Genomic DNA, 20946 nt, shown 5'->3' on the forward strand with positions numbered 1-20946 from the left:
TCAGGCGCCGCGCCACTCGCGTTCGTCGTCATCGGTCCAGGTCATCTCGTCCACGACGTCCACGACGCCGTTGACGCGGCCGGTGACGCGGGTGACGATGCGGGCCTCGCTGCGGCGGCCGATGGCGCCGCGCAGGTGGACGACACCGTGGTCGACGTGGACGCGGACGCCGCCGGTGCTGGTCAGCATGTACTTCCCGAGCACGTCGTTCTCCACCTCGGCGGCGATGTCGGCGTCGGGCCGGGAGAAGACCTTCAGCAGGTCCCCGCGGCTCACGATGCCGACCAGGCGGCCGTCGTCGTCGACGACAGGAAGCCGCTTGACGTCGTGCTCGTCCATGAGCCTGGCGGCCCGCACGACCGAGGTCGTGGGGCGGACGGTCACCGCGGGGGCCGTCATGACGTCGCCGGCCGTGTGGCCGCGTGCCTTCCTGGAGGGCCGGCCGTGGCCGGTGACGAGGTGGCGCAGGCGGGTGCGCAGCGGCGGCCGGTACTCCTCACGGTAGTACTGGTCGCGGAACTCCTCCTTGCGTAGCACGTCCGCCTCGGAGACCACGCCGATGACATGGCGTCCGGTGTCCACGACCGGGACGGCGCTGACGCGGCGCGCGACGAGGAGTTCGGTGAGGTCCTTCACGGGTGCGGCCGGGGGGACGGCGGCGACGTCACGGGTCATGACGCTGTTCACTGTGGTGCGCATGGTTCTTCCTCCTGCTCTGCGCGGCGCGGCGCCTGCGGTGCCTCAGGCCTGGTGTGTCCGGAGGTCGGCCGCGGGGCGGCGGGGGGCGCGCGGTACGGCGGGGCCGTAGCCGAGCCTGATGATCATCTGGGGGTGGCCCCTGCGGTGGCGGGGGTCGGTGCGTCCGCGCATGTCGCGCAGGTCCAGCGGCTGGTTGAGGAACGACGCCGACAGGCCGTGGACGGTGGCGGTGAGCAGCACGCGCTGGAGTGCCTGGCCGGCGCGCAGCCAGTCGGCGGGGCCGTCGCCGGGGGTGGTGAGGACGGCCAGCGACGGCCGGGCCTCGAACGCGGCGGTCCTGTCCCGGTCGCCGAAGCGCCGTGTCACCGGCGGGTCGCCGGCGGAGGCCGGGCCGCGCACGTAGGAAGGCAGCCGCCAACGTGCCAGTTCGGCCAGGTAGACGGGGTCGGCGGCGAGTTCTTCCTCGGCCATGGCGGCGTAGTCGAGCATGTCGGCGACGGCGGCCCGGTCCAGCGGCACCAGGCAGGCGCCTTCGCGGCTCGCGGCGATCCGCAGGTCGGCCAGCGCCGCAGGCGGGACCGGGGCCCCGTCGAACGGCTCCCTGTTGGTGCGGCGCAGGGGGATCGCCTCGTACAGCCGGCTCTCGTGCGGTGTGGGTGGGCCTGCCGCCACCATGCCGGCCACGGCCAGCAGGCGTGGCTCGGTGCCGGGTCGCGGCGTGACCACGGGGTGGTACCCGGCGCATCGGATCGCGAGACGCAGGTTGAACAGGGCCGCGCCGCAGCTCACGTACATCGAACGGCCGCGGGGGTCGCTCACGGTGAGACGGCGGCCGGGGTCGGCGTACAACGCGACGGCCTGGTGGCGCGTGACGCGGAACCGCCACGGCTGGGTGTTCTGCACCGACGGCGCCGCGCCGGCCGCGACGAGCAGACGCCGGACGCCGAGTCCGGTGGCGAGCGGATCGATCATGGCGGTCATGGCACGGTCTCCTTCAGTCGCGCTGCGGCCAGCGTCCCGCTCCGGCGGCCCGGCGTGCAGGGGCGGACGTCGCACGGCGCCGGGACCTTGGTCGGTGCCGCGCCGGGACTGCCGGGTGGCGAGCCAATACGATAGGGGGGTATGGTGTAAAGAACACGAGCTGACCGGATCTGAAGGGAAGTGCCGCACATGAGCACCCCGGCGAAGCTGGCCGCGTGCGTCCTCGGCCTCGTGCTGGTCTTCGGCGGCACGTTCTGGGCCGGCCGGCTGGCAGGGCCGGCCGCCGAGCCGCGACCGGCGGCGGCCACCGGTCACGCCGGGTCCGGCGGACCACACGGCGCCGGCGACGCTGCGGCCGGGAACCCCGCGAAGGACACACCGGTCCCCGCCGGGCTGCAGGTGTCGCAGGACGGGTACACGCTCGTGCCGCTGGACACCGCGCTCACACCAGGCGAGACCACCGGCTTCCGGTTCACCGTGACCGGTGCGGACGGACGGCCCGTGACGGCGTACGAGGTGGCACACGGCAAGAAGCTGCACCTCATCGTGGTGCCGCGTGACCTCGGCGGCTTCCAGCACCTGCACCCCGAGCTCGGCCCCGGCGGCGTGTGGTCGGTGCCCCTGACGCTGCCGGCCCCCGGCGCGTACCGGATGTTCGCCGACTTCGTCCCCGAAGGCGCCACCGGGCTCACGCTCGGCGCCGACCTCTACGCGCCAGGCGACTACCGGCCCGGCACGCCGCCGGACACCGGTCGCCGCGTGACCGTCGACGGTTACACCGTCACCCTGGACGGCGACCTGACGGCGGGCCGCACGAGCAGGCTCACCCTGACGGTGAGCAGGGACGGCAGGCCGGTCACCGACCTGGAGCCCTACCTCGGGTCGTACGGCCACCTCGTGGCTCTGCGCGGCGGAGACCTGGCGTACCTGCACGTCCACCCGGCGCCTGGCGGCCCGGGACCGGCCGTGGCCTTCGACGCCGAGGTGCCGAGCGGCGGCTCCTACCGGCTGTTCCTCGATTTCAAGCACAACGGCGCCGTCCGCACCGCGGCCTTCACCGTGAGTGCGGACGGCACGATGTCCGTGGCCCCCGAGGAGACCGGGGACCACGGACACTGAGACACGGCCGGTGCGGGGCCGACGGACCCGGCACCGGCCACGCGATCAGCGGCGGTTGCCGCCGAGCAGCCGGTCACCCGGGTGGCACAGCTCCCCGGTGAAGAACGTGCCGCCGGGGACGCAGCGCCACATGCTCGGGTTGGTGTAGCTCGGCGCGAGACGCACGGCGGTCGCCTGCTCCAGCGCGTAGGCCCCGGCGAGGAGTGTGCCCTCGCTGAAGGCCGTGCCGACGAAGGTGACGCCGATCGGGTTGCGGCCCGCCGAGCTCGTGGTCACGCCGTACCCGGCGGGTACGGTCAGCGCCGGGTAGCCGGCCCGGTCGGCGTACCCGACGAGCGCGTTGCCGGTGGGGACCATGACGGCATCGAAGTCGTCGGACTTGTCGTTCGGTGTCCCGTTGGTGAGGATCGCATCGATCACCGCACGGTTGGACGCCTTGCCGGCTTCGAGGTCGGCCTGGTAGGCCGCACCGGTGGCGGGGTCGGCCAGGTCGACCGCCTGGGCCGCGAGGAGCTGGCCCTGCTGGTACTTGAGTCCCTCCACAGGGTTGGCGATGTTGTAGTCGATGACGGCCTTCAGTGACCACTTCTTGGGGCCGTGCCGCACCCCGGCCAGATAGGCGTCGAGGTCCCGCCGGAACTCCCTCGGCACGACGCTCGCCGGGTCGGGGCTCGGCGCGGCGGCCGTCACCTCCGTGGCGGTGGCCCCGAGCGACCGCAGAGCCTTCACCACCGTGGCGTACGGTTCGGCGGCGCCGCCGACCACAGCGATCTTCTTGCCTTGGAGCGCCGTCGTGGACAGGCCCGCGGTGTAGTCCTTGACCGGCGCACCCTTGGTGGCGGGGTCGGCCGGGTCGGGGCCGGCGATCGCGGTCAGCGCGGCGGCGGCGTCGAACACGCCGCGCGTGATCGGGCCAGGCGCGTCCTGCGAGCGTGCCACCGGCAGGACTCCGGTGCGGCTGACCAGTCCGGTGGTCGGCTTCAGCCCGACGACACCCGCGGCGTCGGCGGGGGCCAGGAGCTGCGCGGAGTCGGGGGAGGTCTCCATGCCGACGGTCAGCGCCGCGAGCCCGGAGGCCGTCGCCGCCGCGGCGCCGGCGGACGAGCCCGCAGGGGTCTTGTCGGTGTCGGACGGCAGGAGCACCTGACCGGCCAGCGACGAGTATCCCTTCGGCAGGTTCGCGTCGAAGACGCCGTTCAGCTCGGTGATGTTGGTCGTGCCGAGGATGATCGCTCCGGCGGCCCTGAGCTTCGCCACCACCGTGGAGTCGCGGTCCGGCCGCAGGTCCTGCAGCGCGATGGAACCACCGGTCGTCGGCAGCGAACGCACGTCGAAGCCGTCGTTGAGCAGCACCGGCAGGCCGTAGAGCGGACCGCGTACCGGCTTGGGACCCTTCTTGTCCTTCTTGCCGCGCTCCTTGTCGATCTCACGCGCCTCCTTGAGCGCGTCAGGGTTGATCGAACGCACCGCCTGGGTTGCGGGCCCGTCGGTGTTGGTCAGCGCGATCCGGTACAGGTACGCCTTGACCAGGTCCTCCGAGCTCAGGCTGCCGGAGGCGAGCCGTGCGGCGAGACTCTGCGCCGTCTCGGTCTCCAGGGAGAACGGCAGGGGCTTCGGCGCGCGGCCGAGCAGGTCCATGACGGCGTCGTGGCCGGGGTTGCAGTGGCCCCGCTTGGCGAACGGCGGCGCGGGGACCGTCGCGGCGCAGCGGTACATGCTGGGGTTCACCATCGACGCCGGCTGCCGCAGCCGGGTGGCCTGCTCGATGACGTAGCCGACGCCGATCAGGTCGTACTCGCTGTACGCGCCGCCGTGGACCTGCACGTTGACCGCGCGTCGGTGCGTGGCGGAGTACCCCATGGGGATGGTGATCGTGGGGTACCCGGCCTGCGGGCCGTTCGGCACGCCGCCGAGGATCGCGATGACCGGGTCGGCGGGCTTGGCCGGGTCGGAGTCGGTGTAGGTCAGCATGTCGGTGATGGCCTTGTGCCAGGCGGCCTTACGGACCGGCAGGGTGGCACGGTAGGCGGTCTCGTTGGCGCCGCCGGGGGTGACGTCGGCGTTCAGCGCGTTGAGGTGGCTGTTGTTGCCGTACTTGAGCGCCTGGTGCGCGTTGGCCTGGTTGTCGGCCACCTCCTCCGCGAGCGACTTGATCGGCGCGTCCGGCCCGAGGCGCTTGTAGTACTCGTCGATGCTCTTGTGCTGCTCGTAGCCGGCCGGGAGGGCCGGCAGCGCCGGGACCTGCGTGGCGGGACGCGGGACCATCACGGCGCCTGCGGCGGTCAGCGCGTCGTAGGCGGCCTTGAGCGGGGTGCCGTCGGTGAGTGTGCCGTTGTAGCCGATCTTCTTACCGCGCACGAAGCCGGGGTCGAGGGCCTTCATGTAGTCCGGCACCTGCGCCGGCGGGGTGGGGATGACGCCGGTGGCGAGGTAGTCGTCGCCGAACATCGCCTTGTAGCCGGCGTCGGCGACCGGGTCGGGGCCGGCGATGGACGCGAGCGTCATCGCGGCGTCCGGCACGCTGCGCACCATCGGTCCGGCGATGTCCTGCGAGGCGCTGATCGGCGCGATGCCGTACCCCGGCACGAGGCCGACGGTGGGACGCAGGCCGACGAGGCTCTGCGCGTTGGACGGGCTGATGATCGAGCCGGAGGTCTCGGTGCCGATGCCGAGCGTGGACAAGGCCGCCGCCATGGCGGAGCCGGTTCCGGACGAGGAGCCGCTCGGGTTCTGGTCGGCGTCGATGCCGTTGAGCACCTGACCGGTGAGGTTGCCGAAGCCGGACGGCTGGTTGCCGAAGCTGTTGGCGTACTCCGACAGGCCGACCTTGCCGAGGATCACGACGCCGTGCTCGCGCAGCTTCGTGGTGATGCCGGCGTCCGTCGCCGGGTACGACTTGCGCAGCGAGTAGTTACCGGCCGAGGTGTACATGCCGGTGACGTCGATGAGGTCCTTGAGCAGGATCGGCAGTCCGTGCGCGGGGCCGAGTACCCGGCCCGCGGCGCGCTGCTTGTCGGCGAGCGCCGCCTCCTTGAGCGCGTTCGCGTTGAGTTGCGTCACCGCGTTCAGCGCGGGGCCGCGCTTGTTGAGCGCGTCGATGCGGTCGATGTACGCCTTGGTGAGCTCGACGGAGGTGAGCCGGCCGGCGGCCATCATGGCGACGGCCTGAGGTCCGGTGAGATTCTCCAGGTCGAGAACGGCCGGCCGGTGCTGGGGATGGGCTTCGGCGGCGGTGGGGGTGAGGGTGACGGCGAGGGAGAGGGCGAGGAGTGCGGTAAGGGTGAAGCGGGTTCTTGGCACCACTGGCTCCTTGAGAGCTTCGGATGCCGGTGATGCTAGAGATCATCAATTACCACTAAATGTCCGATATATTCCCGCAGTGAAACCGCTGGCTCAGATGTCCTGATCGGTCGGCGCCGTAAACGCCTCCTCATCGTCCAGATGCCTCCTGATCGACGCGAGGTGATGGGACACCGAGTACGCCTTCCACTGCGCGCCGCCACCCGGGCCCGCTCTGCCGAGGGCCGCCAGTTCGATCCTGCGGTCCCCCCAGGAGAACGCCGGGCCGTCGCGCGGCCAGTCGGCGGACTCCCGCAAGGTGCGGCACAGGTCGTAGAAGGTGCTGTACCCCCCGGAGGCGTCCGTGGGCCACTGGTACAGCCGCCAGGTGTCGCCGGTCGTGTAGCGCAGGTTCGGGCCGAAGGGCCGGCCCTCGGGTGGCGGGCCGGGGTGGTCCACGCCGTAGTCGCCGACGCCGACCGGCCAGCGGCGGCGGGCCTCCCGCCACAGGCGCGCCTCCCGCCGGCCGATGGTGCACACCCTTCTCGGCGGCAGCGCACGCAGGTCGCCGGGTGCGGGGAACGAACCCGCCGCGACCACGACCGACTGCCACGGCACACCGAGCAGCAGCTCCACGGTCCCCGCGACGCCGGTCACGGCGTCGGACCCCGGCGGCAGGTATCCGCGGTCCACCACGACGTCGGCCCGCTCGGGGGCCACACCGACCGCGTCGAGCTGTTCGAGCAGCGGCCGCACGTCGCCGAGACCGCACGCGTAGGCCCCGTCCACGCGCAGGCACACCCCCATCTGGTGGTCGGCCACCAGCCGTCGCACGTCCCCGAGACCGCCGGGGTCGTCGTCCGGCCGGATCACCGGACGGAACGCGTGGCCGCGGTCCTCAAGGAGTGTGGCGAGCACGGACAGCGCCTCTCTCGGCGCCGATCGGCCGAACCTGCGGGCCAGCGGCGCGGTGTCGAACGCCAGAGCCACCCCGTCGGGGATGTTCCTGCCGACCTCACCCGCGAGCCGGGTCACGCTCACCTTGACGTCGGCGTCCCGCTCACCCGGCTCGACCTCCACGACCGGCCGCGTGTCGTCCTGATCGGTCACGTGGCGCAACGCCTGGAACTGCGGACGGCGACCCTTCAGGATCGGCACGTACACCGTCATGACCTTGGTTCTCCATGGGCCGGCGAACCTCTGTCCCGGTGGCGCGGCCGTCCCTGGAAAGCCGCTTACCTGGCCGGTTTGTTCACAACGGTGTGCTTTCGAGCCCCGGGCCGTCTATCTCCTCGCCGCCAGATTCCCCCACCGGGAGGAACGAAAGGCACATCGGCGGAACGGAATGGGACCATCGGCCCATCCCTCACGCGCGCCGGCGAGAGAACCTGGGAACATGAAACTCGACTCGGCCGGCCTGCGGGTGCTCTCACATGAGGAGTGCCTGCGCCTGCTGTCGCTGACACCTATCGGGAGGATCGTCTTCACCGACAGGGCACTGCCGGCCGTGCAGCCGGTCAATTTCCACCTCGACGGCGACGAGATCGTCATCCGGACGGCCGTCGGCACCAAGCTGGCCGTCGCCACCCGCAGAGCGGTCGTCGCGTTCGAGGCGGACGAGATCGACTGGGAGTCGCGTACCGGCTGGTCCGTCACGGCCGTCGGCCGCGCGAGGGCCGTCTCGGACCCCGCCGAGATCAAGCGGCTGTCCGCGCTGCCCCTGGTGTCCTGGGCACCCGGCAGTCACGACCACTTCATCGTGATCCAGGCCGAACAGCTCTCAGGACGGCGCATCAGCCCAGAGGAACCCGCCACGTGAGCACGGTGCCGCCGTCGTCGGCGGGTTCCGCGGTGAACGAGCCGCCGAGCTGCTCGGCACGCTCCTGAAGGTTGCGCAGACCACTGCGCCGGCCGTCCTGCGGCAGCCCCACACCGTTGTCCCGCACCACGAGGGTCACCTCGGCGTCGGTGGCCTCCGCGAGCACGTCGGCCCTGGTCGCCTTGGCGTGCCGCACGACGTTGGACAGCGCCTCACGCAGCACGGCGAGCAGATGGTCGGCGACCGGCGCCGGCACGACGTTGTCGAGCCGGCCCTCCATGCGCAACCCCGGCATGAACCCGAGGTGGCCGCGCGCACCCTCCACCAGGTGGACGATCCGCGCGCGCAGCCCCGGGTCGGAGCCGTCCAGCGGGGCCTGGAGCGCGAAGATGGTCGAACGGATCTGCCGGATCGTCTCGTCCAGCTCGTTGACGGCGTGCTGCACGCGCGTGGCGGCCTCGGGCCGCTCCACCAGCCGCATCGCCCCCATCAGCGTCATCGCGACCGCGAACAGCCGCTGGATCACCACGTCGTGCAGGTCCTTGGCGATCCGGTCCCGCTCCTCCAGCAGGCCGAGACGCTCGGCGTCCTTCCTCGCCTCCGCCAGCTCCAGCGCGATGGCCGCCTGACCGGCGAACGCCTGCAGCATGTGCAGCATCGACTCGGTGAAAGGAAACCTGCCGGGCCGCTTCGCCAAGGTGAGCACACCGCGCACCGACCCCGCGGTGCCGAGCGGCACCGCGGCCGCGGGACCCAACGCCGACCGCACCGGCAGCCGCAGATGGCTCGCCGCCAGGTCACTGACCATCACCGGGTCGCCGCCGGTGAACGCCGCGCCAGGCAGCGACCCCTCCACAGGAACGTCGGCCCCCGCCGGCTCGTCCGCGCCTTCGGCGATGCGCACCCGCAAGGTCTCGCCGTCCGCCGAGGGGAACAAGATGGTGACCAGGTCCGCGTCGGCCATCTCGCGCGCGTGCTGCGCCACCTGGGCCAGCACCTGCTCGGTACCCGCGCCGGACAGCAGGCTCGTGGTGATCTCCGCCGAGGCGCGCAGCCAGATCTCCCTGCGGCGGGTCTCCTCGTACAGGCGCGCGTTCTCGATCGCGACGCCGGCCGCGGTGGCGAGCGCCGTGACGACCGCCTGGTCCTCCTCGTCGAACTCGGCGCCGCCACGCTTCTCGGTCAGATAAAGGTTGCCGAACACCTCGCTGCGCACCCGCAGCGGCACCCCGAGGAACGACCCCATCGGAGGATGGCCCGGGGGGAAGCCGTACGACTCGGGGTGGTCGGAGATCCGGGCCAGCCGCACCGGCTCCGGTGTCTTGATCAGCAACCCGAGCAGGCCGAGCCCGTGCGGCCAGTGCTCGATGCGCGCGATCTCCTCCTCCGACAGGCCCACCGGGATGAACTCGACGAGCGTGCCACCCTCGCCGACCACGCCGAGCGCGCCGTAACTGGCGTCCACCAGACGGGTCGCGGTCTCCACGATGCGCCGCAGCACCGTCTCCAGCTTGAGGTCGGTGCCGATCGACACCACGGCCTCAAGCAGGGTGTGCACCCGGTCACGGGTGGCGAGCACCGCCGACAACCGGGCCTGCAACTCGGCCAGCAACTCGTCCAGCCGCATGCTGGGAATTAGAGAGTGCGACTCACCCGAGGTCATGCCGACATTCTGACACCGCACCCCGCCGCCTCAACCGCCGTGGCCGTCCTCGACGAAAGATCCGTCACACGGGACGTCCGCCGCGGGCTAGCCACCGCGGGCTTGCCACCACGGGCTTGCCACCACGGGCCCGCCACCGCGGGCCTGCCGCGACGGACCCGCCACGCGGGTCGTCCTCACGCGGGGCCGACGCGGCGGCCGGTGACGCGCGTCGGCGTGACACGGACGTACAGGTCGCGGTCGCCGCCGGCCCAGGGCCGCACCGGCACGTCGGCCGTCCAGCGCACCTCGTCGGCGGTCACCTGGTGGAAGGGCCCCTGCACGAGGACGCTCCAGCCTTCCTCGCGGACGGGGTCGATCTCGTCCACCTCGAAGGCGATCTTGATATCCACGTTCCGCACACCTGTGCGCAGATCACGGTCCATGACACCGCCGGCGCGGGTGCGGAACACGATCGCGCCGTCCACGACGCGGTAGTTCACCGGGAGGATCACCGGCCCGTCGGCGCCGCCGAACGCGACCCGGCCGACCCCTCCAGGAGCGATCAGGCGCAGGCACTCCTCCTCGCCGAGCCGGTGCAGCGTGGCGCCGTCCGGCTCTCCGGTCGCGGCAAGGTCGAAGTTCGCCGTCTCAGCCATCGGATCGTCCTTTCCGTCATCTCTACGGGCCTCAGTCTCCCCGGCGGGAACCGGCCTCCGGCACCGCCGATCGGCACCACCCGGCAGGACTTTCGGCCCTGAGCGCACCGGGCCGGTCCAGGGGCCGAAAGTCCCACGCGGGACAGGTCTTGCGGCGACAGGTCAGGAGCCCTCCAGCCCTAAGCCAAATCTCGGCAAAGCGATGAGATTCGAGGTGTGAGAACACGACAGAAACCGCTCTGAAAGGGGCTGACGATGGCCACCACCCAGGGACGTCACAACGTCCACACCTCCCACGCGATCGGTTCGCAGGCGCCGGCCACGGCGCGCACGGTGGACTACGTCTGGGCCGTCGCACGCATCGCCATCGGCTGGGTCTTCCTCTGGGCCTTCCTGGACAAGCTCTTCGGCTGGGGTTTCGCCACCCCCGCCGCGAAGGCCTGGGTCAACGGCGGCAGCCCCACCACCGGCTTCCTCAAAGGCACCGGTGAGAACGCGCTCGGCGGCTTCTTCTCCGGCCTCGCCGGCCAGCCGTGGGTCGACTGGCTGTTCATGCTCGGCCTCCTCGGCATCGGCGCGGCCCTCGTCCTCGGCGCCGGGATCCGCATCGCCGCCGGCGCCGGCACCGTCCTGCTGGTCCTCATGTGGGCCGCCGAACTCCCCCTGGCGAACAACCCCTTCATGGACGAGCACCTGATCTACGCCGTCGTCCTGATCGGCCTCGCGCTCGCCTCGGCCGGCGACACCCTCGGCATCGGCGCCTGGTGGTCGCGCACCGCCTTGGTCCAGAAGTACCCGGTCCTCAAGTAGCCCGCCGCCGCGCCGCCTCCCGTCCGCACCGGACGGCAGGCGGCGCGGCTTTCGACACCAGGGAAAGGAGAGGCGCCATGCACGCGCTCATCGTGTACGAGTCGATGTTCGGCAACACCAAGACCATCGCCGAGGAGGTCGCGCGCGGTCTCGCGACCCGCATGACCGTCGGCCTCCAGGAGGTCGGCACCGCGCCACCCGGACTCCCCGATGACGTCACCCTTCTCGTCGTCGGCGGCCCCACGCACGCGTTCGGCATGACCCGCACCACCACTCGCGCATCCGCGCGGCAGCAGGCGGACGGCCCGCTGGTCTCTCCCGGCGAAGGCATCAGGGAGTGGCTGTCGGCGCTGCGGGTGAACCGTCCGGTCGCGGCGGTCGCGTTCGACACCAAGGTCCGCGCCGCGCTGTCGGGGTCGGCGGCCAAAGGTGCGCACAAGGCGCTGCGCAGGCACGGCCTGCACCCCGCCGCGCCACCCATGAGCTTCTACGTCACCGGCACCAAAGGCCCGCTGGATGCGGCGGAGCAAAGCCGTGCTCGCGAGTGGGGCGAGTCGCTCGCCACTGCTCTGGCGATCGCCTGACACCCACCGGTCGCACCCCGATCCCCTGCCACCCGCACGTCTCGCGGCGACATCCACCTTGAGGAGGCGATGATGAGGAACCGACATGTGATCGCGGTGGGAGTCGACGGCTCGGACGCCGCGGAGGCCGCGCTGCTGTGGGCCGCACGGGAGGCCTACCAGCGAGGTGGCGTCCTTCTCGTCCTGCACGCGTGGAACCGTCACCTGCGGCCACCGGCGCCGTACGCTCCCGTGCCGGGGCCGGACGACGAGCACAGGGCCGGGATGCGGCTGCTCGAACGGTCGGTGGACATGGTCGGCGCCGGGTTTCCCGGCCTGCCGGTCAGGACCGTGCTCAGCGGGCTCAGGCCGGAGCAGGCGCTGACCGGGGTGACCGGCGCCGATCTGCTCGTCCTTGGTTCGGCGGCACAGCAACCGGGGGACGGACGCCTTGGGGCCGTGCTGCTGGCCTGCCTGCGGTGGCCTCCTTGTCCGGTGGTGGTCGTGCAGACGCCGGCGTGTACGTCGCCGGCCGGTGGCTCGTCCGCTCACGGGTCCGCCACGCGTGCCAGGCGCCGCGGGATCCGTGTCCACTGACAGTACGAACGATCGAAGGTTGGCATGAACGCGGAGCAGCTGTCGCCGTCCGCCGAGACCGGGCTGACCGCGGCCGAGGCGGCGCGGCGGCACGCGGAGTTCGGGCCGAACACCGTGCGGGTACGGCGCGACCGTCACCTGCGGGACCGGTTGCTCAGCCAGGCACGGGACCCGATGATCCTGCTGCTGGTGGCCGCGGCCGTGATCGCGTCCGTCATGGGTGACGCCGTGGACGCGATCGTCATCTCGTTCGTCATCGTGGTCAACACGACCGTCGGAGTCGTCCAGGAGGTGCGCGCCGCGCATGCCATCGACGCGCTGGCCGACCTCGCCGCGCCGATGGCCCGGGTGCGGCGGGACGGCGCCGACCTGCTCGTACCGGCCGCCGAGGTGGTGCCAGGCGACGTCATGGTGCTCACCGGCGGGGACGTGGTCGCCGCGGACGCCGAGCTGACCGAAGCCGTCCAGTTGCAGGTCGACGAGTCGGCCATGACCGGCGAGTCCATGCCTGTGGACAAATCCGCCGTGACCGGTGCGTCCATGCCTGTGGACAGATCGGTCGACGAGCACCCGGACCAGTGCCGGGTGCGGGCCGGCACGGTCGTCACCCACGGCCGCGGCACCGCCGTCGTGACGGCCATCGGCGCCGGCAGCACGCTCGGACGTATCGCCACCCTCCTCGCCGAGCAGAAGCCCCGGCCGACCCCTCTCCAGACCCGCCTGGCCCGGCTCGGCCGGGTGCTGGCCCTCAGCGTGCTCGCGGCCAGCGCCGTCGTCGTGTCCCTCGGGGTTCTCCGCGGTGAACCCCTCTGGGAGATGCTGCTCGTCGGCGTGAGCGTGGCCGTCGCCGTTGTCCCCGAGTCCCTCCCCGCCGTGGTGACCCTGGCCCTCGCGCTCGGCGCGCGACGCATGGCCCAGCGATCGGCCGTGGTACGCAACCTTCCGGCCGTCGAGACCCTCGGCACCGTCTCCGTCCTCGCCGCCGACAAGACCGGGACCCTGACCGAGGGCCGCATGGTCGCCACCCGCGTGTGGACCCCCGCCGGCACCGAATACGAGGTCACCGGCGAGGGATACGCGCCGCTCGGCGAGATCCGCGCCACCGGCGGCTCCGCTGCCGGTTCTCCGGACGACCTCGCGGCGTTGCTCCGCGCCGCGGTGCTCTGCAACGACGCTCACCTGGTGCCTCCCGGCGAGGACACCGGCTGGACGGCGGCCGGCGATCCACTTGAGGCGGCGTTGCTGGCGCTCGCGGGAAAGGCCGGGGTGGACGCCGCGGGGTACCGCCGTACGTACCCACGGGTCCGCGAAGTGCCGTTCGACAGCACACGCAAACGCATGACCACGGCGCACGACACCCCGGACGGCGGCCGGCTCGTCGTCTGCAAAGGCGCTCCCGACGTACTCGCCGCCATGATCGGTGACACCGCGGCGGGGACCCTCCAGAAGGCCCAGGAACTCGCCACCGCGGGATACCGCGTACTGGCCGTGGCCGAGTTCAGGGGAGCAGCCGACGAGCAGGCGACCGAGTCCAGACGGTCGGCCGTGGCCGAGCCCCGGCAAGCGTCCGGCGAGCAAGCGGTCGAGACCCGGCAAGGTTCCGACAAGCAGGTGGCCGAGACCCGGCCGACGGCCGATGACCAGGTGGACGAGGCGGAGCGAGGTCTGCGGATGCTCGGCCTGGTCGCGGTCGCCGACCCGCCGCGCAGTCACGCCGCCGAGGCCGTCGCCGCGTGCCGGCGCGCCGGTATCCGGTTCCGGCTCATCACCGGCGACCACCCGGCCGCCGCCGCGGCCGTAGCCGAACGGGTCGGGATCCCCGCCACGGCCACGCAGGTGCTCACGGGCCCGCAGATCGCGGCCGGCGTCACCCCCGAACGCCTCACCGCCGCGCGGGTGTTCGCACGCACCCTCCCCGAGCAGAAACTCGACATCGTCCGCGCGCTCCAGCAGGAAGGCCACGTCGTCGCCATGACCGGCGACGGCGTCAACGACGGCCCCGCGCTCCGCCGCGCCGACATCGGCGTCGCCATGGGCCGCGGCGGCACCGAAGTGGCCCGCCAGGCCGCCGACCTCGTCCTCACCGACGACGACCTGCGCACCGTGGCGTCCGCCGTCGAGGAGGGCCGCCGCGTCTACGCCAACATCCGCCGCTTCCTGCGCTACGGCCTGAGCGGCGGCCTCGCCGAACTGCTCGTCATGCTCGCCGTCCCGTTCCTCGGCCCCGCCGTGGCCCTGCAACCCGCGCAGATCCTGTGGATCAACATGCTCACCCACGGCCTCCCCGGCGTCGCCATGGGAGCCGAACCCCCCGACCCCTCCGCCATGCGCCGCCCCCCAAGACCCCCACGCCAGTCCATCCTGTCCGGCCTGCTGACCCCCATCGCGCTGACCGGCACCGCCATGGCCACGATCGCGACAGCACTAGGCGCCTGGGCCTGGCTCACCGGCGCTCCCTGGCAGACCATGATCTTCATATCCCTAGGCGTGGCCCAACTAGGCGTGGCCCTGGCCGTACGGGCTCCCCGTCCCCACGGCCAGAGCCGCCTCCGCTTCCTCGACCTGGCCGTCCTAGGCGCACTGATCCTGCAGATCATCCCCCTCTACGTGGCCCCCCTCCGCCAGCTCCTGCGCGTCGAACCCCTGTCCCCTCGCGACCTCCTCGTCACCGCCGCCTTGTCCCTGATCCCCGGCGCCGTCCTGGCCCTGACCCGCCACCGCGCCACCCGCGAGTCCACCCGCTAGAGAGCCTTCGGTCCCAGCGGTCACCCGGTGAGGGAGAACGTCGGAAGGACCCGCCGGTGAAGGCGGGTCCTTCCGTATGGATTGTCAGTGCTTGGTGGGCTTCGGGGTGGTCACGGGGATGCGGGTGGTGGCGTCCTTGGGTTCGGTGAGCTTGACGGTGATCTGGAGGATGCCGTTGTCGTAGGCGGCGGTGACGTCCTTCTCGTCGGCGGACGGGGGGAGGGTGATCGAGCGGGTCAGGGTGCCGTAGCGGAACTCGGTGCGGGTGACGTCGGTCTGCTCCTGGTGGCGTTCGGCGTGGACGGTCAGGACGCCGCCGCCGACGGTGACCTCGATGTCCTTGGCGGGGTCGACGCCGGGGAGTTCCACGCGCAGGACGTACTCGCCGTCCTTGACGTAGTCCTCGAAGCGCAGGGGCTGAGACATCGGACGGAGACCGAAGAAGGGGGCCTCCAGCAGGTCGACGATCTCGGGGATGAATCCCTTTTCCCGGCGAGTGAGCGTGCTCATCGCTCCACCTCCTTGTGGATGGATGGGTGTTCGATTCCATTCGACCGCCTGAGGCGGGTGGCGCGTAGAGCCGGAAGGCCCGCCCCAGGCGGCGATGGTCAGCGGGTGTCGGAGGTACTGGTCCGGTGCGGCAGTGCGGCTCGGCCGGCTTCGAGGCGCGCGACCGGGACGCGGAACGGGGAGCAGGAGACGTAGTCCAGGTCGGTCTCGTGGAAGAACCACACCGACGCGGGGTCGCCGCCGTGTTCGCCGCAGACGCCGGTGGTCAGGTCGGGCCTCGCCGCGCGGCCCTCGGCCACGGCGAGTTCCACCAGGCGGCCCACGCCGTGCCTGTCGATGGTCTCGAAGGGGGAGGCGGTGAGGATGCCGAGGCGCATGTAGGCCGGGAAAATGGTGCCTTCCACGTCGTCGCGGGAGAATCCCCAGGTCATCTGGGTCAGGTCGTTGGTGCCGAAGGAGAAGAACTCGGCCTCACCGGCGATCTCGCCGGCGGTCAGCGCGGCACGCGGCACCTCGATCATGGTGCCGACGGGGACGCAGGGGAAGCCACCGGCCGGCAGTCCGGGTTCGGTGTCGGTGGTGGTCGGCGCGCGTCCGGATTTCGCGTTGACGCCGGCCGGCACCTGTTCGGCTTCGGCCTTGACGGCGGCCAGTACGCGTTCGGCTTCCGCTTTGACGGCGGACAGTTCTCTGACGTCGCCGACGAGCGGGACCATGATCTCGGGACGGGGGTCGCCGCCGGCGCGCACCCGTTCGGCGGCGGCCTCGGCGATGGCGCGGACCTGCATGGCGAACAGGCCGGGGACCACCAGGCCGAGACGCACGCCGCGCAGTCCGAGCATCGGGTTGCTCTCGTGCAGCCGGCGGACGGCGGCCAGCAGCTTGCGTTCGTGGTCGCTCGTGGCGCCGAGGAGGTCCTCCAGCGACGGCAGGAACTCGTGCAGCGGCGGGTCGAGCAGCCGGATCGTCACCGGCAGGCCGTCCATCTCGGTGAGGATGCCGATGAAGTCGGCGCGCTGGAGGGGGAGCAGCGCGTCGAGCGCCTCCTCGACCTCCTGCTCGCCTTCGGCGACGATCAGCCGTTCCACCAGCGCGCGTCGTTCGCCGAGGAACATGTGCTCGGTGCGGCACAGGCCGATCCCGGCGGCGCCGAACCGCCTGGCGCGCGCGGCGTCCTGCGGGGTGTCGGCGTTGGCCCGCACCTCCAGGCGGCGCACGGCGTCGGCGTGCGTCACCAGGCGGTGCACCGCCGTCACCAGCGGCCCGGACTCCGCGTCCAGGCCGTGGTCGAAGTAGCCCGCGACGGGGGACGGCCGCACCGGCAGCTCGCCGAGGTAGATCTCGCCGGTCGCGCCGTCCACGGAGATCAGGTCGCCTTCGCGGACGACCACGTCGCCGGCGCGCAGCTCGCGGTGCTCCTCGTCCACCACCACCGGCGCGCCGCAGACACAGGCGCGGCCCATGCCGCGTGCCACCACGGCGGCGTGCGAGGTCTTGCCGCCGCGGCCGGTCAGGATGCCACGTGCGGCGATCATGCCGGGGAGGTCGTCGGGGTTGGTCTCCTCGCGGACCAGGACGACAGGGCCGTGCGCGGCGGCGGCGCGGCGTGCGTCGAACACCGCACGGCCGGTGGCCGCGCCTGGGGAGGCCGGCACGCCGGTCGCGACGGGGACGGGGCCGCCGGACAGGTCGAACCGGGGGAACATGAGCCGCGCGAGCCCGGCGCCGTCGACGCGGCGCAGCGCCTCGTCCAGGTCGATGACACCTTCGTCGACGAGCTGGGCCGCGACGGTGAAGGCCGCCGCCGCGGTGCGCTTGCCGACCCGGGTCTGGAGCAGCCACAGCCGGCCGTCCTCGATGGTGAACTCGATGTCGCACAGGTCGCGGTAGCGGCGTTCCAGCAGGTCCATGGCATGGGTCAGCTCGCCGAAGGACCGCGGGTCGAGGTGGGCCAGTTCGTGCAGGGGCAGCGTGTCGCGGACGCCGGCGACGACGTCCTCACCTTGCGCGTCCGGCAGGTAGTCGCCGTAGACGCCGCGCGCGCCGGTGGCCGGGTCGCGGGTGAACGCGACGCCGGTGCCGGAGGAGGGGCCGCGGTTGCCGTACACCATGGCCATGACGTTGACGGCGGTGCCGAGGTCGTCGGGGATGTGCTCGGCGCGGCGGTACACCTCGGCCCGTTCGGTGTTCCAGGACCGGAACACCGCGAGCACGGCGCCGGTGAGCTGGTCGCGGGGGTCCTGCGGGAAGGGTTCGCCGGTGTGCCGCAGGTAGATGAACCGGTACTCCTCGACGAGGTCCCGCAGGTCCGCGACACCGAGACCGGAGTCGGCGGTCACGCCGGCCGTGCGACGCCGTTCGGCCAGCGCGCGTTCGAAGTCGTCGTGCGGCACGCCGGCCACCGTGGCGCCGTACATCGCGATGAGGCGCCGGTAGCAGTCCCAGGCGAAGCGCTCACCGGCCGCCGCGAGGCCGTGGACCGTGGTGTCGTTGAGGCCGATGTCCAGGATCGTGTCCATCATCCCCGGCATGGAGAACTTCCCGCCGGAACGCACCGACAGCAGCAGCGGGTCGGCGGCGTCGCCGAGGCGGCGGCCCATCGCCTCCTCCACGCGGCGCAGGTGGGCCGCCACCTCGTCCATCAGGCCCTCGGGGGCCTCGCCGAGTTTGAGGTAGGCCCGGCAGGCCTCGGTGGTGATCGTGAAACCCGGCGGGACGGGAAGCCCCATCCGGGTCATCTCGGCGAGGTTCGCCCCCTTACCGCCGAGCAGGTCCCGCATGTCCTTGTCGCCGTCCGCGAAGTCGTACACGAAGGTCCGCATCGCGAGTCGCCTCCTTCACTTGGTGCCGTAGTACGCCGCGCGCATGAGGTTCCGCATGTCGTCGAGCATCGGCATGCGCGGGTTGGCCGGCGCGCACTGGTCCTCGTAGGCGTTGCGTGCCTGCTCGGGGAGCCGCGCCAGGAAGTCCTGCTCGTCCACGCCGAGCGCCTGGAAGGACGGCTCGATGCCGGCGGCGTCCCTGAGCCGTTCGACGGCCGCGGCGAGTTCCTCGGCGCCGCCGTCGATGCCGAGCGCCTTGGCGATCTCGGCGAACCGCTCGGGGGCCCGGTAGTGCTCGTACTTGGGCCAGCCGGTCGGCTTGGCGGGGACCGTGCCGTTGTAGCGGATGACGTGGGGGAGCAGGACCGCGTTGGTGCGGCCGTGCGCGATGTGGAAGGTCGCGCCGAGGGTGTGCGACATGGCGTGCACGATGCCGAGGAAGGCGTTGCCGAACGCCATGCCGGCGATGGTGCCGGCGTTGTGCATGTGCTCGCGTGCCTTGGGGTCGGCGGCGCCGTGCCGTACGGCGCGCTCCAGGTTGGCGAAGACGAGCTTGACGGCGTGCAGCGCGAGGCCGTCGGTGTAGTCGCTGGCGTACACCGAGACGTACGCCTCGATGGCGTGGGTCAGCGCGTCGAAGCCGCTGTCGGCGGTGACCACGGCCGGCAGGTCGGCGGCGAGCACGGGGTCGATGATCGCGACGGTCGGGGTGAGCGCGTAGTCGGCGAGGGGGTACTTCTTGCCGGTCGCGGTGTCGGTGATGACGGCGAACGGGGTGACCTCCGCGCCGGTGCCGGACGTGGTCGGCACGCACACCAGCCGGGCCCGCGCGCCGAGCGGCGGGAACCTGAAGGCGCGTTTGCGGATGTCGAAGAACTTCTGCCGCATGTCGGCGAAGACGACCTCGGGGTGCTCGTACCGCAGCCACATGACCTTGGCGGCGTCCATCGCCGATCCACCGCCGAGCGCGATGATCGTGTCGGGGTGGAAGGCGCGCATGAGCTCGGCGCCGCGGTCGACGGTGGCGACGCTCGGCTCGGGCTCGACGTCGTCGATGATCTGCAGCGCGACCCGTTCCGGCCGCCGGCCGAGCACGGTGATGATCCGGTCGACGTAGCCGAGCCGGGTCATGGTGGCGTCGGTCACCACGGTGACCCGGTGGACGTCCGGCATGTCGGCGAGGTACCTGACGGCGTGCGGCTCGAAGTAGATCTTCGGCGGCACCTTGAACCACTGGAGGTTGTTGGTGCGCCGTCCGATGCGCTTGATGTTGAGCAGGTCCACGGCAGAGACGTTGTGCGAGACGGAGTTGCGGCCGTAGCTGCCGCAGCCGAGCGTCAGCGACGGGACGAACGCGTTGTAGATGTCGCCGATGCCCCCCTGCGACGAGGGTGCGTTCCAGATGATCCGCACCGCCTTGACCCGTTCGCCGAACTCCTCGGCGAGCCCCGCGTCCTCGGTGTGGACGGCGGCGCTGTGGCCGAGGCCGCCGAACTCGACCATGCGCTCGGCGAGCACGATGCCTTCCTCGCGGCCGCTCGCCGTGAGCACGGCCAGCACCGGACACAGCTTCTCCCTGGTCAGCGGCTCGGCCGGCCCGACCTCCGCCACCTCGGCGAGGATGATCGAGGTGTCCCGCGGCACCTCGAACCCGGCCATGCGCGCCACCTCGTGCGCGGTGCGGCCGACGACATCGGCGTTGAGCGCTCCGGTGCCGAACAGCAACTCCTCAAGCAGGTGCTTCTCCTTGGGGGTGGCGAGGTGCGCGTGCAGGCGGGTGAACTCGGTCAGCGCCTCGTCGCGGACGGCGGCGTCGATGATGACGGCCTGCTCGGAGGCGCACACCATGCCGTTGTCGAAGGACTTGCTCAAGACGATGTCGTTGACGGCCCTGCGCAGGTCGGCGGTGCGCTCGACGTACGCGGGAACGTTGCCGGGGCCGACGCCGAGCGCCGGTTTGCCGGCCGAGTACGCGGCCCGCACCATGCCGGCGCCGCCGGTCGCGAGGATCGTCGCGACGCCGTCGTGGCGCATCAGCGCGGCGGTCGCGTCGAGCGACGGCTCGGTGATCCACTGAATGCAGTGCTCGGGTGCTCCGGCGGCGACCGCGGCGTCCCGTACGGCGGTGGCCGCCGCGACGCTGCACTCCTGCGCGGAGGGGTGGAAGGCGAAGACGATCGGGTTGCGCGTCTTCAGCGCGATCAGCGCCTTGAAGACCGTGGTGGACGTCGGGTTGGTCACCGGGGTGATGCCGGCGACGACCCCCACCGGCTCGGCGATCTCCACCAGGCCGCTGATGTCGTCCCGCGCGACGACGCCGACCGTCTTCAGCGTCGCCATGCTGTTGGTCACGTGTTCACAGGCGAAGATGTTCTTCACGGCCTTGTCCTCGAACACCCCGCGTCCGGTCTCCTCGACCGCGAGTTCGGCGAGTGCCGCGTGCTCGTCGAGGGCCGCCACCGACGCCTTCTTCACGATGTGGTCGATCTGCTCCTGCGTGAAGGCCGCGTACTCGTCGAGGGCCTTGAGTGCGTTTTCCACCAGTAAGTCGATCATGTCGCCGGTCACCTCGGGGGACGGGTCGGTGGTCCTGTGGACACCTCAAGCATCTCGATCAACGGGGCCGGGCACCGGAGGCGTTAGGCACCGGCGGGGAGGACCTTGGACATGTCCGGGAGACCCGCCGCGCGCCGGGGAAGGT

Annotated in this window: 15 protein-coding genes; 6 read left to right on the forward strand and 9 right to left on the reverse strand. The window is 71.9% G+C overall.

From position 1 onward, the window contains the following. Both BJ992_RS01100 and BJ992_RS01105 read right to left on the reverse strand, forming a co-directional pair. Positions 1–699 (reverse strand): CBS domain-containing protein, encoded by a 699-nt coding sequence (locus tag BJ992_RS01100; RefSeq protein ID WP_184978101.1) that lies wholly within the window; start codon positions 697–699, stop codon positions 1–3. A gap of 42 nt (positions 700–741) precedes the next feature. Further along, on the reverse strand, positions 742–1680 hold the full coding sequence (locus BJ992_RS01105) for an Acg family FMN-binding oxidoreductase (RefSeq protein ID WP_246496486.1): 939 nt from the start codon (positions 1678–1680) through the stop codon (positions 742–744). A gap of 189 nt (positions 1681–1869) precedes the next feature. On the opposite strand from BJ992_RS01105, the gene BJ992_RS01110 reads away from it, so the two are divergent. Beyond that, positions 1870–2799, forward strand: a complete 930-nt coding sequence (locus BJ992_RS01110) for a hypothetical protein (protein ID WP_184978102.1) — start codon at positions 1870–1872, stop codon at positions 2797–2799. Positions 2800–2844: 45 nt separating this feature from the next. Here the strand turns inward: BJ992_RS01110 and BJ992_RS01115 are convergent, their stop codons facing one another. Together BJ992_RS01115 and BJ992_RS01120 are read right to left on the reverse strand one after the other, a co-directional pair. Continuing rightward, positions 2845–6099 (reverse strand): amidase family protein, encoded by a 3255-nt coding sequence (locus BJ992_RS01115; protein WP_184978103.1) that lies wholly within the window; start codon positions 6097–6099, stop codon positions 2845–2847. Positions 6100–6192: 93 nt separating this feature from the next. Continuing rightward, on the reverse strand, positions 6193–7248 hold the full coding sequence (locus tag BJ992_RS01120; RefSeq protein WP_184978104.1) for a beta family protein: 1056 nt from the start codon (positions 7246–7248) through the stop codon (positions 6193–6195). A gap of 226 nt (positions 7249–7474) precedes the next feature. Between BJ992_RS01120 and BJ992_RS01125 the strand changes: the two genes are divergently transcribed. Next, a complete protein-coding gene (locus BJ992_RS01125) occupies positions 7475–7897 on the forward strand; it encodes a pyridoxamine 5'-phosphate oxidase family protein (RefSeq protein ID WP_184978105.1) in 423 nt (140 codons plus the stop codon). Here BJ992_RS01125 and BJ992_RS01130 read toward each other — a convergent pair. Both BJ992_RS01130 and BJ992_RS01135 read right to left on the reverse strand, forming a co-directional pair. After that, positions 7872–9524, reverse strand: coding sequence for a sensor histidine kinase (locus tag BJ992_RS01130; protein ID WP_246496487.1), 1653 nt, complete (start codon positions 9522–9524; stop codon positions 7872–7874). The two genes, BJ992_RS01125 and BJ992_RS01130, sit on opposite strands and share 26 nt — an antisense overlap. 212 nt (positions 9525–9736) lie before the next feature. Then, complete coding sequence (locus tag BJ992_RS01135) at positions 9737–10198, reverse strand: pyridoxamine 5'-phosphate oxidase family protein (RefSeq protein ID WP_184978107.1); 462 nt, start codon at positions 10196–10198, stop codon at positions 9737–9739. Positions 10199–10453: 255 nt separating this feature from the next. On the opposite strand from BJ992_RS01135, the gene BJ992_RS01140 reads away from it, so the two are divergent. From BJ992_RS01140 to BJ992_RS01155, 4 genes are all read left to right on the forward strand, one after another. Further along, positions 10454–11008, forward strand: coding sequence for a hypothetical protein (locus BJ992_RS01140; protein WP_184978108.1), 555 nt, complete (start codon positions 10454–10456; stop codon positions 11006–11008). A 77-nt stretch (positions 11009–11085) separates the two neighbouring features. Next, positions 11086–11592, forward strand: coding sequence for a flavodoxin family protein (locus tag BJ992_RS01145; protein WP_184978109.1), 507 nt, complete (start codon positions 11086–11088; stop codon positions 11590–11592). A gap of 72 nt (positions 11593–11664) precedes the next feature. Continuing rightward, on the forward strand, positions 11665–12168 hold the full coding sequence (locus tag BJ992_RS01150; protein ID WP_184978110.1) for a universal stress protein: 504 nt from the start codon (positions 11665–11667) through the stop codon (positions 12166–12168). A 24-nt stretch (positions 12169–12192) separates the two neighbouring features. Next, positions 12193–14913 carry a cation-translocating P-type ATPase gene (locus BJ992_RS01155; protein WP_184978111.1) on the forward strand — a complete coding sequence of 907 codons (2721 nt, stop codon included), beginning with the start codon at positions 12193–12195 and terminating at the stop codon, positions 14911–14913. A gap of 84 nt (positions 14914–14997) precedes the next feature. Here the strand turns inward: BJ992_RS01155 and BJ992_RS01160 are convergent, their stop codons facing one another. The 3 genes from BJ992_RS01160 to adhE all read right to left on the reverse strand — a co-directional run bounded on the left by BJ992_RS01160 (position 14998) and on the right by adhE (position 20813). Next, positions 14998–15423: an Hsp20/alpha crystallin family protein gene (locus BJ992_RS01160; RefSeq protein ID WP_184978112.1), complete on the reverse strand. Its 426-nt coding sequence runs from the start codon at positions 15421–15423 to the stop codon at positions 14998–15000. Positions 15424–15521: 98 nt separating this feature from the next. Next, positions 15522–18245 (reverse strand): pyruvate, phosphate dikinase, encoded by a 2724-nt coding sequence (gene ppdK, locus BJ992_RS01165; RefSeq protein WP_184978113.1) that lies wholly within the window; start codon positions 18243–18245, stop codon positions 15522–15524. Between the two features lie 15 nt (positions 18246–18260). Further along, the gene (gene adhE, locus BJ992_RS01170; RefSeq protein ID WP_343072441.1) at positions 18261–20813 is read right to left on the reverse strand and encodes a bifunctional acetaldehyde-CoA/alcohol dehydrogenase; all 2553 of its coding nucleotides are present in this window, start codon (positions 20811–20813) and stop codon (positions 18261–18263) included. Positions 20814–20946 lie beyond the last annotated feature (133 nt).

Origin of the sequence: Sphaerisporangium rubeum (assembly GCF_014207705.1) — a bacterium.
Lineage (GTDB): Bacteria > Actinomycetota > Actinomycetes > Streptosporangiales > Streptosporangiaceae > Sphaerisporangium > Sphaerisporangium rubeum.

What these genes read in the sequence shown, in the direction of transcription:
- BJ992_RS01150 (WP_184978110.1), top strand. Translation starts at nt 11,665, where the DNA reads ATGAGGAACCGACATGTGATCGCGGTGGGAGTCGACGGCTCGGACGCC.
- BJ992_RS01120 (WP_184978104.1), bottom strand. Translation starts at nt 7,248, where the DNA reads ATGACGGTGTACGTGCCGATCCTGAAGGGTCGCCGTCCGCAGTTCCAG.
- BJ992_RS01135 (WP_184978107.1), bottom strand. Translation starts at nt 10,198, where the DNA reads ATGGCTGAGACGGCGAACTTCGACCTTGCCGCGACCGGAGAGCCGGAC.
- BJ992_RS01130 (WP_246496487.1), bottom strand. Translation starts at nt 9,524, where the DNA reads ATGCGGCTGGACGAGTTGCTGGCCGAGTTGCAGGCCCGGTTGTCGGCG.
- BJ992_RS01160 (WP_184978112.1), bottom strand. Translation starts at nt 15,423, where the DNA reads ATGAGCACGCTCACTCGCCGGGAAAAGGGATTCATCCCCGAGATCGTC.
- BJ992_RS01125 (WP_184978105.1), top strand. Translation starts at nt 7,475, where the DNA reads ATGAAACTCGACTCGGCCGGCCTGCGGGTGCTCTCACATGAGGAGTGC.
- BJ992_RS01100 (WP_184978101.1), bottom strand. Translation starts at nt 699, where the DNA reads ATGCGCACCACAGTGAACAGCGTCATGACCCGTGACGTCGCCGCCGTC.
- BJ992_RS01140 (WP_184978108.1), top strand. Translation starts at nt 10,454, where the DNA reads ATGGCCACCACCCAGGGACGTCACAACGTCCACACCTCCCACGCGATC.
- BJ992_RS01105 (WP_246496486.1), bottom strand. Translation starts at nt 1,680, where the DNA reads ATGACCGCCATGATCGATCCGCTCGCCACCGGACTCGGCGTCCGGCGT.
- BJ992_RS01155 (WP_184978111.1), top strand. Translation starts at nt 12,193, where the DNA reads ATGAACGCGGAGCAGCTGTCGCCGTCCGCCGAGACCGGGCTGACCGCG.
- BJ992_RS01145 (WP_184978109.1), top strand. Translation starts at nt 11,086, where the DNA reads ATGCACGCGCTCATCGTGTACGAGTCGATGTTCGGCAACACCAAGACC.
- BJ992_RS01110 (WP_184978102.1), top strand. Translation starts at nt 1,870, where the DNA reads ATGAGCACCCCGGCGAAGCTGGCCGCGTGCGTCCTCGGCCTCGTGCTG.
- ppdK (WP_184978113.1), bottom strand. Translation starts at nt 18,245, where the DNA reads ATGCGGACCTTCGTGTACGACTTCGCGGACGGCGACAAGGACATGCGG.